Annotated in this window: 9 protein-coding genes; 5 read left to right on the forward strand and 4 right to left on the reverse strand. The window is 59.9% G+C overall.

All coding sequences use genetic code 11. From position 1 onward, the window contains the following. Positions 1-62 precede the first annotated feature (62 nt). Positions 63-599 (forward strand): gamma carbonic anhydrase family protein, encoded by a 537-nt coding sequence (locus tag OIS50_RS18875; RefSeq protein ID WP_264692193.1) that lies wholly within the window; start codon positions 63-65, stop codon positions 597-599. 69 nt (positions 600-668) lie between these two features. On the opposite strand, the gene OIS50_RS18880 is transcribed toward OIS50_RS18875, so the two are convergent. Then, positions 669-1,973, reverse strand: coding sequence for a hemolysin family protein (locus OIS50_RS18880; protein WP_319805307.1), 1,305 nt, complete (start codon positions 1,971-1,973; stop codon positions 669-671). 209 nt (positions 1,974-2,182) lie between these two features. Between OIS50_RS18880 and OIS50_RS18885 the strand changes: the two genes are divergently transcribed. From OIS50_RS18885 to OIS50_RS18900, 4 genes are all read left to right on the forward strand, one after another. Then, a complete protein-coding gene (locus tag OIS50_RS18885) occupies positions 2,183-4,375 on the forward strand; it encodes a protein-disulfide reductase DsbD family protein (protein WP_319805308.1) in 2,193 nt (730 codons plus the stop codon). Between the two features lie 33 nt (positions 4,376-4,408). Beyond that, complete coding sequence (locus OIS50_RS18890; RefSeq protein ID WP_264692196.1) at positions 4,409-5,560, forward strand: isoaspartyl peptidase/L-asparaginase family protein; 1,152 nt, start codon at positions 4,409-4,411, stop codon at positions 5,558-5,560. A 628-nt stretch (positions 5,561-6,188) separates the two neighbouring features. Next, a complete protein-coding gene (locus tag OIS50_RS18895; protein ID WP_264692197.1) occupies positions 6,189-6,653 on the forward strand; it encodes an Lrp/AsnC ligand binding domain-containing protein in 465 nt (154 codons plus the stop codon). A 906-nt stretch (positions 6,654-7,559) separates the two neighbouring features. Beyond that, positions 7,560-8,498, forward strand: coding sequence for an energy transducer TonB (locus OIS50_RS18900; RefSeq protein WP_264692198.1), 939 nt, complete (start codon positions 7,560-7,562; stop codon positions 8,496-8,498). Positions 8,499-8,555: 57 nt separating this feature from the next. On the opposite strand, the gene trxA is transcribed toward OIS50_RS18900, so the two are convergent. The 3 genes from trxA to OIS50_RS18915 form a co-directional block, all read right to left on the reverse strand. Beyond that, positions 8,556-8,885, reverse strand: a complete 330-nt coding sequence (gene trxA, locus OIS50_RS18905) for a thioredoxin (protein WP_059072360.1) — start codon at positions 8,883-8,885, stop codon at positions 8,556-8,558. Positions 8,886-9,016: 131 nt separating this feature from the next. Further along, a complete protein-coding gene (gene dnaE / locus OIS50_RS18910; protein ID WP_264692201.1) occupies positions 9,017-12,733 on the reverse strand; it encodes a DNA polymerase III subunit alpha in 3,717 nt (1,238 codons plus the stop codon). Between the two features lie 313 nt (positions 12,734-13,046). Further along, positions 13,047-13,511 (reverse strand): hypothetical protein, encoded by a 465-nt coding sequence (locus OIS50_RS18915; protein ID WP_264692202.1) that lies wholly within the window; start codon positions 13,509-13,511, stop codon positions 13,047-13,049. Positions 13,512-13,628 lie beyond the last annotated feature (117 nt).

Below are 13,628 nucleotides of genomic sequence, written 5' to 3' on the forward strand. Positions count from 1 at the left end.
CGTCTTTTAACTTTCGGGCCGCGCTGCAAGCTAACCATCCGCGCCCGAACCGCATTCTGCTTATGCCCGCTATTATCCGGCCCGTACAGGGCAAACACCCGCAACTCGGCCCCAACTGCTTTGTGGCCGACAACGCCACCATCGTAGGCGACGTGCACCTGGGGCCCAACTGCACCGTGTGGTTCAATGCCGTGGTGCGCGGCGACGTGAACAGCATCCGCATCGGGGAGAAAACGAACATCCAGGACGGCGCCATAATCCACTGCACCTACCAGCGCGCCGCTACCACCATCGGCTCGCGCGTGAGCATCGGCCACAACGCCATTGTGCACGGCTGTACCGTGGAGGACGACGTGCTCATCGGCATGGGCTCTATCGTGATGGACAACGCCGTGGTAGGCCGCGGCTGCATCATCGCGGCCGGCGCCATCGTGCTCGAAAACACCCAGTGCGAGCCGGGCTACCTGTACGCCGGTGTGCCCGCCAAAAAAATCAAGCCCGTTACGGAGCAGCAAACCCAGAACATGAGCCGCACCGCCGACAACTACGTGATGTACGCCAGCTGGTTCGACGATGAAGCCGGGCAGCCTACCAGCTAAACACGCGAAGCAAAAAGGCCCGGCAACTATAGTTGCCGGGCCTTTTTGCTTCGCGTGCCACCTAGGGCATTACTCCTCCATATCGGGCATTTCGCCGGCGGCTTCGCGTTCGGCGGGCTCCAGCACGCGCAGCTGCACCAGCTCCACGGCGCGGCGCGAGCGGTTGAGGATGCGGAACTCGTAGTTCTCGAACACGGCCACGTCGCCCAGTTCCGGGATGGTGCCGTAAATCACGTTCACCAGGCCGCCCACGGTTTCGTAGTCGTCGCCTTCGGGCAGGGCAAAGGGCAGAAACTCGTTGGCGTCGCTGATGGCCGTGGCGGCGTTTACGCGGTACTCCAGCTCCGAAACCTTTTCCACCACGGGTACTTCGTTGTCGTACTCGTCCTGAATTTCGCCCACCAACTCCTCCATGATGTCCTCGATGGTAACGATGCCCGACACGCCGCCGAACTCATCCGACACGATGGCCATGTGCAGGTGCTTGCGCTGAAACTGGCGCAGCAGGCGGTTGATCTTCTTGGTTTCGGGCACGAAAAAGGCCGGGCGCATGATCTTGGCCAGGTCGATGTCTTCGCCGCGCCGGATCAGGGCAAACATATCCTTCACGTACAGGATGCCCACGATGTTGTCGATGTTGTCCTCGTACACCGGAATGCGCGAGTAGCCTTCGTTGAAGGCGGCCTCCACGATTTCCTCCTGCGAGCAGCTCACATCGATGGCCGAAATCCGGGTGCGCGGCACCATGATTTGCTTTACCATCCGGTCGTTGAACTGAAACACGTTCTCGATCAGCTCGTGCTGCGACTCCTGGATTTCGCCGCTTTGCTTGCTTTGGTCGATCAGCAAGCGCAGCTCCTCGGCCGTGTGCACCTCATGCTCGCCGGCGGGCTGAATGCCGAACAAGCGCAGAATGGCGTTGCTGATCTTGTTCATGGTCCAGATCAGCGGGAACGTGGCGTAATAAAACGCCTGCAGCGGCCCGGCTACTACCAAGCTTACCGTTTCGGAGCGCTGAATGGCCAACGATTTGGGCACCAGCTCGCCGAGCACAATGTGCAGCAGCGTTATCAGGCCAAACGAAATAGGCAAGGCAATGCTGTGGGCAGCGGCGGGCGTCAGGTCGTAGCCGAGGCTGTGCATGGTAGCCACCACCATTTCGGCTACTACGTCTTCGCCCACCCAACCCAGGGCCAGCGAAGCCAGCGTAATGCCCAACTGCGTGGCCGACAGGTAGGCGTCGAGGTTCTGAACGAGGCGCAGTGTAAGTTTGGCAAACCGGTTGCCATCCTGCGCGCGTAACTCTATCTGTGATAGACGGACCTTAACTATGGCAAACTCGGCGGCTACAAAAAAGCCGTTTGCGAGAACCAACAGAAGCGTCCAAAAGATGTTTAAGCCCATAAATCCAGAGCCGACCGGCACCCGCGGCGGGTCTCTGTATGCAACAAAAGTACGAGAATCCGTCTAAGCGGTTCGGGCGACGTGCCCGCACGGGTAGGATGCAACGCTTGGCGTAACTTTGTTTCTTCTTCGGAAATTCCGACTGCCTTATGTTTTTGCGAATAACCTCCTGGCTAAGTTTGGCTTTGCTGCTCCTCTGGAGCACGGTCACCACGGCCCAGGTGCTCGAGCCCACCAAGCTGAGCACCGCCGTGAGCAAGCCCACGGCCAAAGTAGGCGACGAGCTGGAGCTCATCGTCAATGCCCGCATCGACCCCACGTGGCACCTCTACGCCACCGACTTCGACCCCGACCTAGGGCCCACGGTGTTCACGTTCAGCTGGGCCAAGTCGCCGGCCTACGAGGTGGTAGGCGCCCCCAAATCGGTGTCGCCCAAAAAGAAATTCGACACGGTATTTAAGGGCGACGTAACCTACTTCGAAACCACCGGCCAGATTCGGCAGCGCATCCGGCTGCTGCAGCCCGGCAGCATCAGCATCAAAGCCGAGGCCGAGTACCAAAGCTGCACCGAAACCGACGGCCGCTGCATTCCGGGCAACAACTCGCTCACCTTCGGGCCCATCGAGGTAACGGGTACCGCCGCAGCACCTACCGCCGCGCCTGTTGCACCCGCTAGCAAGGCCCCGGCAACGGCCGCGGCCGCACCCGCTACCGCCGCTCCGGCCAGCGTAGCCACCGCCCCCGCAACCGCCACCCCCGATACTGCTTCGGTAGCCCTAGCCGCAGCGCCGGCCGCTGCCACCGCGCCCGATGCTCCGGCAGGGGTTTCGGCCGAAGCGCCCGTAGCGGCGCCAGCGGCGGCGGTGGCAACAGCCGCTGCCCCGGCTGCCAGCCCGCAGGCCACCCTAGGGCTGCTCGAGTACCTGCTGCTGGCGTTTGGCGCCGGCCTGCTGGCTGTGCTGATGCCCTGCGTGTACCCCATGCTGCCCATGACGGTGTCGTACTTCACCAACAGCAGCGGCTCGCGGGCCCAGGGCATTGCCAAAGCATTGGTGTACGGCCTCTCCATTATTGCCATTTACACCACCGCGGGCGTGCTGCTAAGCGTGCTGCTCGGGGCCGATGCGGCCAATGTTATCAGCTCGCACTGGCTGCCCAACGTTATTTCGTTTGTCATTTTCGTGCTGTTCGGGCTTTCCTTCCTAGGTCTGTTCGAGATTCAGGCGCCCTCGGGGCTGGTCAACTCGGTCGATCGGCAGGCCGACAAGGGCGGCTGGTCGGGCCTGTTTTTCATGGCTGCCACGCTGGTACTGGTGTCGTTTTCGTGCACGGTGCCGTTTGTGGGCTCGGTGGCCATTGCCTCGGCCGGCGGCGAGTTGCTGCGGCCTACGCTGGGCATGATGAGCTTTGCCCTGGCGTTTGCCCTGCCCTTTGTGCTGTTTGCCTTGTTCCCCTCGTGGCTCAAGAGCATGCCTAGGTCGGGTGGCTGGCTGAATACCCTGAAGGTGACCATGGGCTTCGTGGAGCTGGCCCTGGCTTTTAAATTCCTGAGCTCGGCCGACCTATCGTACCACTGGGGCCTGCTGCCGCGCGGTGTGTTTATTGCCATTTGGGCGGTGCTGGCCCTGCTGCTGGGTTTGTACCTGCTGGGCTTCATCCGCCTGCCGCACGACGACGAAAGCACCCGCGTAAGCGTGCCGCGCCTGCTGCTGGCCGGCGTTTCGCTCACGTTTATGCTGTACCTGCTGCCCGGCTTGTTCGGGGCGCCGCTGCCGGCGCTGTCGGCGCTGGTGCCGCCGCCCAGCCGCCACGATTTTTCGCTGGCCGCGCCTACAGCCGGCGCTGCCGCCATGCCGGTAAGCACCGCCGCCAACACCCTCTGCGAAACCCCACGCCACGCCGATTTTCTGGAGCTGCCGCACAACCTGCAGGGCTATTTTGATCTGAAGCAGGCCCTGGCCTGCGCCAAGCAGCAGAACAAGCCCGTATTTGTCGACTTTACGGGCCACAACTGCGGCAACTGCCGCCTGATGGAAGCCTCGGTATGGGCCGACCCACGCGTGCTGCAGCGCCTGCGCAACGATTACGTAGTGGTAGCGCTGTACGTAGATGATAAAACCGAGCTGCCCGAGGCGGAGTGGTTTACCTCGCAGCGCGACGGCCGCCAGAAAAAGTCGATCGGCGAGCAAAACCTCGATTTCGAAATCAGCCGTTTCGGGGCCAATGCCCAGCCGTACTACGTGTTGCTCTCGCCCGACGGCCAACAGCTGGTTGAGCCCAAAGCCTACGAATCGGATGCCACGCGCTTCGTGGAGTTCCTCGACGCTGGCCTGGCACGCCACCGCGCGGCTGCGCCCGTGGCAACTCGTTAGTAAAGTATCGGCCGCCTTCGTTACTTGCCCTTTATGAAAAAGCTCCTGTACCTGCTGCCTCTGGCGCTGCTTCACCTAGGGGTAGGCGCGCAGGCCCAAACCCCGGCACCCGCCAAGCCCGCATCGGCTACCTCAACTGCCGACCCCAGCCGTATTACCCTGGTTGTTCATGGCGGAGCCGGTACCATTACCCGCGCCAACATGACGCCCGACCAGGAGAAGGCCTACCGCGAGGTGCTCAACCAGGCGCTGCAGGTGGGCTACGGCGTGCTGCAGAAGGGCGGCACCTCGCTCGATGCCGTGGAGGCCACGGTGCGCATCATGGAGGATTCGCCGCTGTTCAACGCTGGCAAAGGAGCCGTTTTCACCCACGAGGGCCGCAACGAGCTCGATGCTTCTATTATGGACGGCAAAACGCTTAAGGCTGGCTCGGTGGCCGGCGTAACCGTTGTGCGCAACCCCATTACGGCTGCCCGCACCGTGATGGAAAAGTCGGAGCACGTGATGATGGTAGGGCCCGGCGCCGAGTTGTTTGCCAAAGAGAAAGGCCTGCAGATCGTTGAGCCCAGCTACTTCTACACCGAGGCGCGTTACAACCAGCTGCAAAAAGCCATTGCCAAGGAGCAGGGCGCCGTTACCGATCAGCTGAACACGCCTACCAAAGCTGCGGCGCCCGCAGCGCCGGCTACCGAGTCGAAGAAGATTAAGGTAAAACAGAAGGCCGGCAGCATGCCCCAGGGCTACCAGGAGCCGCCCATCTTCACGGAGGGGCGCAAGTACGGCACGGTAGGCGCCGTGGCCCTCGACCAATACGGCAACCTGGCCGCCGCCACCAGCACCGGCGGCATGACCAACAAACGCTACGGCCGCGTCGGCGATGCACCCATCATCGGGGCCGGCACCTACGCCGATAACCAGTCGTGCGCTATTTCGTGCACGGGCTGGGGCGAGTACTTTATCCGGGCCACGGTAGCCCGCGACATTGCCGCCCGCATGGAGTATGGCAAGCAGCCGCTGCAGCAGGCCGCCCAGGCCACCATCGATAAGGTAGCCCAGTTGGGCGGCGACGGCGGCCTCATCGGCCTCGATAGGCAAGGCAACATTACCATGCCTTTTAATTCTGAAGGCATGTACCGCGGCTACATCAAGGCCAATGGGCAAAGCGAAGTGCTCATTTACAAGTAAGCCGCCCCAACGCAATGCACCAGTTAAAAGCCGCCGTTCCTGAGCATGTTTGCCAGAGCGGCGGCTTTTCTATTGCCCTAGGTGCCATGGGCAAAGCGGCTTATTATGAGCCCGCGCCACGACTAATGTTTGGCAAAGCCGGAAACATTTGGAGTTTTGTAGCGCAAAAGCTTGCATTACCTGCCCTCAGCGCGTTTGTCCGCGCGTTATCCATGTTGCCTGGATTAGTTTCTTCAGTGCCTTATTGCCGAGCCGTAGCCGGCTGCCCTCTGGGCAAAAAAAAGGCGGCACCCACCCAGATGCCGCCTCTAGAACAGAACGTACCCACCCAGATACGTTCCGCAAGTTCCCTCTTCACAAGTTCCACCCTGGTTGTAGCCGAAGGAGTTGCACCTTCGCAAGCACGCGTTGCGGCCAGGCCGCCCAGCTGACTTGGCACCACGGCAGCAATTTGCCTGCGTGATGTGCGCTGCTCTACAAAGTTCTTAACGCCGGCTGCGTTTTGTTATCACAAATGTAAAGCTGGCGCGTAATAGGTAAAATATTAACATCATATATGACGAACATTTACATACTTCTTCACTTTTAGTTCGTTCTCTTGAAAATCTCGCAAGTTAAACCCGATAAGATGTCTCGTAATTACGAACTTGACGACACCGACCGTAAAATACTGGCGCTGTTACTCGAAGACGCCAAAATGCCTTACACCGAAATTGCGCGTCGGGTACACGTATCGGGAGGCACGGTGCACGTGCGAATGGGCCGCCTCGAAGAGCTGGGTATTGTACGCGGTGCTACGCTTAAAATTGATTATGCCAAGCTGGGCTACGGCGTAAACGCCTTTTTGGGCATCTACTTGCTCAAAAGCTCGGTGTACAACAGCGTGGCCGAGCAGCTGCGCGATATTCCGGAGGTGGTAAGCATCCACTTTACTACCGGCGCCTACGGGGTGTTTGCCCGCCTGGTATGCCGCGATACGCAACACCTGCGCGATGTGCTTCACGACAAGATTCAGCTGATCGAGGGCATCGAACGCACCGAAACCCTTATTTCGCTGGAAGAAACGCTGAACCGGCCCATACAATTGCTTTAAGTCGCCAACGCCAGACAGCGGGCCCCGGGTATGGTAACCTCGGGCCCGCTTTGCATTTTATTGCACTGAGCGCAGGGCTTTTGCACATCTAAAAAAATTAGCTGTAAAAAAATTAACAAGGTTAATGTCGTATCATATATAGTATTATTATTACAAAAAATTGAACAAGTAAACATCGGCACCACCCTACAAAGGGCTGGCAGCAGGTGGCTTTGCCCTACCGTCGAGCCCTATGATTTCTGCTTGCACTAGCTCTGCTCATCGAACTAGCCAGCCACCAAAGCGGTGCCTGAGCCGGGCCGAGCTTGCGCAGCTACCTAGGGAGGGACAAAAACTAAATGCGCTTTCAGTTAGGCTAGGTGAAAAACCGTTGTTGGATTATTGCAACAACAGCGCCCTCATGAGTATACCGGCCTCGGGAAGCTGGTCCTGCGCTTTGATAGCACACGGTGGGCTTACCCACAGCGCGACTTCGGGCTGGCAACCAGCCGAAAGCAAGTTGTATAGCGTGTGCCCTGAACACCTAGGCTTGCCTAGGTGCCAAGCTGCTGCGGTGCAAGTGGGGAGTAAGGTTGTGAGCGGTAGCCCGGGTAAAAACTGCCTGATTGCCAGTGCTAACACCAATGCCTGGCTTGCCCATGGGGCAGCCGCGGCAAGGTTTGGCTAGAAGATATGCCTGAGGTGGTGCAAGCCCGTATTGCGCCTCCCAACGACATTGCACTACAGCCTCAACTTCGTGCAGGTGGAGACGAAGTTGAGCGGTGTGCGAGGGCGTTTATTCCTAAGTAAACGTCCGGCGTCGGCCGTGGGTGGCGCCACGGCCGACGTTATTTTTTGTAAATAACCGTGGTGGCTGTCTATTTCTTTGTAGCCGCCGGCGTATATTTCGGAACTGTTGCCCTGCCCATGAAAGCTTTGCTTGCTGCCTTGCTGCTTTTCGGCGGCGCCTCCGTAGCCGAGGCCCAGAGCCTACCGGCTGTGTACCTGAACGAGCTAAATCAGGAGGCCGTACCCGACAGCGCCACGCACTACCGGGTGGTGGAGCAACAACCCGAGAACGGCCTGTACCCTATACGCGAGTACGCCCTGAACGGCACCCTGCTGTTGCGGGGCTACCTCGATAGCATAACGCCGCCCAGACGCAGCGGCTTGTTCACTACCTACTATCCCAGCGGCGCCAAGGCCAGCCAGGTACACTTTCAGAACGACCAGCCCAACGGGTTGTACGTAGCCTGGTACGAAGACGGCAAGGTGCAGGAGCGGGGCGAGTACCACAACGGCGAGCGTACCGGCCGCTGGCTAAGCGTACACCGCAACGGGCAGCGCCGCTCCACCGGCCTGTACCACGAAAACCAGCCCACCGGCGAGTGGCGCTATTATTACAGCTCAGGCCAGCCCGCAGCGGTAGAGCAAATAGGCCAGGAAGCCAGCGTAAAGCTCTTCAACGAAGACGGCAGCCGCTACGAGGGCATGGTGCGGCGGCGGCAGGCGCCCGAGTTCCCGGGCGGCGAGCAAGCCTTGGTCGAGTACCTGATTCAGCACACTAACTACCCCAAAGATGCCCGCCGCAAGGGCATTACCGGTAAAGTGTACGTGAGCTACACCGTGGGCGAAGACGGCCGGGTAGGGCAGGTGCGCGTGCTGCGCGGCCTCTCGCCCGATACCGACCTGGAGGCCAAGCGCGTGGTGGAAAGCCTGCCTAGGTTCCGGCCGGGCCGCGAGTACAACGTGCCCACCAGTTTCACCTACACGGTGCCTATTTACTTCGCCCCACAGTTCAATTTGTTTGGCGGGCCCAAGCCCCCGCCCACGCCGCCGGTAGAGGCCCGCGCCAACTGGGAGTAAACGCAAAGCGGCCCCGCCACCTAGGTGGCGGGGCCGCTTTGCTTAGGCAGGGGGCAATTAGGCCGTTACCTGCGCATCCAGCTTCTGGGCCAGCACGTGCTTGGGCACGGCGCCCACTTGCTTGTCAACCACCTGGCCGTTCTTGAACACCAGCAGCGTAGGGATGCTGCGGATGCCGAACTTCATCGAGGTTTGCGGGTTGGCGTCTACGTCAACTTTGCCGATAACGGCGCGGCCTTCGTACTCACCGGCCAGTTCCTCCACTACCGGGCCTACCATGCGGCACGGGCCGCACCATTCGGCCCAAAAGTCTACCAGTACAGGCTTATCGGAGTTGATGATTTCGTCGAAGTTGGCGTCGGTGATTTCAATGGCTTTGTGTCCCATTGTCTTATTCGGGTTAAGAAAGTGAGTGCCTTTGTTAATTAACCTGCTTACGCGAGTTGGGCGCGCAAGGTAGCAGATTGGATGGCAAACATGGAGCCTACGGAAAAGTTCGAGTACGCTAGCAGCACAAATTAGATGAGCTGGCAGGCGTCAATTTCCATTTCGCGCATCCGGAAGATAAACGACTTGGGCTCGATGCGGTAGCGGCGCGAGTAGGTATCCACCGTGAGGTGCTCGTGCGGCTCGGCAAACTTGATTTCGAGCTTTTTGGAGCCCGCGCACTCCTCCACGGCCGACATAAAGCGGTCCATGAAGGGCTCCGTAATCGTGCGCAGATCGAGCTGCACGCGCACGCCGTTGGCCAGCTTCTCGGCCACGTTGAACAGCGGCTCCATGGTCATGATCTTGAACTCGTACTGATCGGAGTCGCGGAACCGCTGGGCGTACTTGCCCCGGATGAACATCGGCGGAATCTGCTCCTTGTCGTAGTTGCGTGGGTTGATGATGCTCGAAAACTTGGTGTAGTCGTCGCGGAACAAGGCCAGGTTGATGCTCGATTCGTAGTCTTCCACGTTGAACGACACGAACGGCTGGCCCGTCTTGGTCGTCTTGAACATCACGTTCGAAATCAGCCCCGCCACCGTAATGTCGCGGTTCTTGTACGTCTCAATCTTGTCGAGGCCGCAGGTGCAGTAGCTGTCTATTTCCAGCTTGAAGTCGTCGAGCGGGTGGCCCGAGAGGTAAAAGCCCACCACTTCCTTTTCGCGGCGCAGCTGCTCGGTAGCGGGCCAGGGCTCCATGTCGGCCACCTTGGGCAGCGGCATGGCCACCGCCCCGAAAGCGCCGCCCCCAAACAAGCTCTGCTGGGCCGAGTCCTGGTCGGCCTGGTGCTGCTGACCTAGGCGCACCGCCTTGTCGATGAGGTGCTGGTCGCCGGCCGGGGCCTCCACAAACTGGCGGCGGTGGTAGCGCTCAAACGAGTCGAAGGCTCCAGCCAAAGCCAGGCTTTCGAACGTTTTCTTGTTCACGGCGCGCAGGTTCACGCGCTTGGCAAAGTCGAAAATGTCGGAGTACGGGCCTTTCTTTTCGCGTTCGGCCACAATGTTCTCGATGGCGGCTTCGCCGGCACCCTTCACGGCGGCCATGCCGAAACGAATCTGACCCTTCTCGTTCACGTTGAACTTCAGCACCGATTCGTTCACGTCGGGGCCGAGTACCTGCACACCCTGGCGGCGCGCCTCCTCGATAAAGAAGGTCACCTTCTTGATGTCCGACATGTTGTTCGTCAGCACCGCCGCCATGTATTCGGCCGGGTAGTTGGCCTTCAGATAACCCGTCTGATAAGCCACCACCGAGTAGGCGGCCGAGTGGGAGCGGTTGAAGCCGTAGGCCGCAAACTTCTCCATCACGTCGAACACCTCGTTGGCTTTCTTCTCCTTGATGCCGTGCAGCTCCAAAGCGCCCTTGCAGAATTTCTCCCGCTCCTGCGCCATCTTCTTCATGTCCTTCTTACCCATGGCGCGGCGCAGCAGGTCGGCGCCACCTAGGGAGTAGCCGGCCAGGATCTGGGCCGTTTGCATGATCTGCTCCTGGTACACCATGATGCCCTGGGAGTAGTTCAGGATGGGCTCCAGCAGCTCGTGTGGGTACTCAATCGGCTCGCGCCCGTGCTTGCGGTTGATGAAGTTCGGAATGAACTGCATCGGGCCGGGGCGGTACAGGGCGTTCATGGCAATCAGGTCCTCGATGTTGGTGGGCTTGAGGTCCTTGAGGTACATGCGCATGCCCTCCGATTCGAACTGGAACGTGCCGATGGTGTCGCCGCGCTGGTACAGTTCGTAGGTCTTGGGGTCGTCGAGCGGAATGTCGTCGATGTTGATGTCGACGCCGTGGTTCTTCTTGATCAGCGTGAGGGCGTCCACGATAATCGTGAGCGTCTTCAGCCCCAGGAAGTCCATCTTCAGCATCCCCGCCGACTCAATCACCTTGCCGTCGAACTGCGTCACCAAGAGGTCCGAGTCCTTGGAGGTCGACACCGGAATGTACTTCGTGATGTCGTCGGGGGCGATGATGACGCCGGCCGCGTGGATGCCCGTATTGCGCACCGAGCCTTCGAGCTTTTCGGCAAGGCGCAGAATCTGGCCGCGCAAGTTGTCCGGCGCGTCGTCGCGGCGGATCATGTCCAGCTCCTGGTTTTCGGCAAAAGCCCCGGCCAGCGTGGTGCCGGGCTTTTCGGGCACCATCTTGGCCAGCTCGTTGGTGGCGGGCAGGGGCAGCTCCATGGCCCGCGCTACGTCCTTGATGCTCGACTTGGCGGCCATGGTACCGAAGGTGATAATCTGGGCCACCTGCGTTTTGCCGTACTTGTCTACCACGTAGTCAATCACGCGCTGGCGGTTCACGTCGTCGAAGTCGATATCGATATCGGGCATCGACACGCGCTCGGGGTTCAGGAAACGCTCGAACAGCAAGGAGTACTTAATCGGGTCGATGTTGGTGATGCCTACGCAGTAGGCCACCGCCGAGCCGGCCGCCGAGCCACGGCCCGGGCCCACGGCCACGCCCATGTCGCGGCCCTTGTTGATGAAGTCCTGCACGATGAGGAAGTAGCCCGCAAAGCCCATCGTCTGGATGATGCGCAGCTCGTATTCCAGCCGTTCCTCGATTTCGGGCGTGCGCTCGGAGTAGCGCGGCGGCTTGGTCATCGTCACGATGCCCTTGCCCGCCCCCGGCCCGAACGCGCCCACGTAGGTCAGTTCGCGCAGGAATTCGTCGGCATTGGCAAAGCCAGCCGGCAGCGGGAAGTTGGGCAACAGGATATCGCGCGCCAGCTTGGGCGGCGTGATTTTATCAACGATTTCGTTCGTGTTGTCCACGCTTTCCGGCACGTCTGCGAAAAGCGCGTTCATCTCTTCCTGCGACTTGAAGTAGAACTGGTCGTTGGGGAAGCCAAAGCGCGAGCGGGGCTTGGGCATCTGCATTTCCTCGTCGATGCGCATGAGCTGCCGGCGCACCTCGTCGTCTTTGGCGGCGCGCGGGCGCAGGTTGTCGAGGTGGTCGTACAGCACTTCCTTCTCGCCCGAAATCAGGCGGAAGTACTTCGTCTGGAAGTCGCCCACGGGGATGCTGTATTCCTCGCCGGTGTTCACGCACAGCAGCAAATCGTGCGGGGCAAAGTCCTGCTGATCGACGTAGTGCGAGTCGTTGGTGCAGATGACCTTAACGTTGTACTTCTTGGCCCACTTCAACAGGGTTTGGTTCAGGTCTTCCTGGCTTTTGCCCGTGTTATCGATGTTCATCAGCCCGTGGCGCTGAATCTCGATGTAGTAGTCCTCGCCGAACACGTCGAGCCACCATTTCAGGATTTGCTCCGCTTCTGCTTCCGATTTCCACAGCAGCGCCTGCGGAATTTCGGCCCCGATGCAGCACGAGGTAGCAATCAGGCCCTCGTGATACTGCAGCAGCAGCTCCTTATCGATGCGCGGGTACTTGGAGTACACGCCCTCGATGTAGCTCATGGAGCAAAGCTTGGCCAGGTTCTGGTAGCCGGCCTGGTCTTTGGCCAGCAGCAGCTGGTGAAAGCGGTTGTCCCGCTCGCCCTTTTCGCGGCTGAAAGACTTTTTGTGCCGATCCTCCACCAAGTAAAACTCGCAGCCCACGATGGGTTTCACGTTGTACTTGTTGGCCTCGGCCACAAAGTTGAACGCCCCAAACATGTTGCCGTGGTCGGTGAGGGCCACGGCGGGCATACCGTCCTTCTGCGCCTTTTTCATCAGCGCCGAAATGCTGGCTTGGCCGTCGAGCAGGGAGTATTGGGTGTGGCAGTGGAGGTGCGAGAACGTGGGCATCCTTCGGAGGAATTATGAATTCTGAATGCTGAATTATGAATTGGGAAGGGGCTGAAAATTCAGCATTCAGAATTCATAATTCAGAATTGAGCAGGGTAAAGTTACCGCCGGGGCAGGGGAAAGGAAACGTTGCGGCGGCCGTAGTTTTTGCGTATTGATGCTAACAAAAGCAGGCGGCTTTTAGAGCCGCCTGCTGTGCTTAAAACGCTGATGATTAGCGCTATTGATTCTTTATTAACCTATGGGTACGCCGGGCGCCTTCCTAGGTGTTTAGACCTTACTCGCTGATTAGCACCCCAAAGCAGCGCATTGCTTAGTGGGTTATGGGCTGTCCTATATGCGTGCGGCGCTCAAACAGGGCAGCCACCAGCTGGGCATGGGCGGGGGCTAGTTGGGGGTTGGCTTTTGCGCGCTGCGCAAAAGGGCCGGTAGTTAGCTCTTTCATTTGCGCCATCATCTCCGGAAACCAGCTTTCGGCCTCTACGCGCCGGCGAAGTGCCTCGTGGCGGGCCGTGGGCAAGGCCGTTACCTCGGCGCCCACCTGCCGGAAACCGGGGGCCAGGTCGCGCAGCATGGTTTGCATCAGCAGCAGGGCGCGGGCATCGTCGGGCTCGGCAGTGAGCTTTTGGGTTTCGGCCACAAGTACCTGCCCGTAGGCGCTTAGGCGCTGCAGCAGTTTTTCGTCGGGGTAGGTTTGGTTAGCTGGGGTTTGTGCTTGGGCTGCCAGGGGCAAACCGGGGCTGGCACCCAGCAGGCACAAAAGGAGCAGTCTTTTCATGGGCGTAAGTAGCGCAAACTTTCGCTAAGCCGGAGGCAGTCCGGCCCATTTAGGGAGTCGCCGAAAAAGCAGCTGGCCGCCCTAGGTAGGAGCGGCCAGCCGTAGGCACAGGAGGGA

Origin of the sequence: Hymenobacter sp. YIM 151858-1, from assembly GCF_025979705.1 — a bacterium.
In the GTDB taxonomy this organism is placed as follows: Bacteria; Bacteroidota; Bacteroidia; order Cytophagales; family Hymenobacteraceae; genus Solirubrum.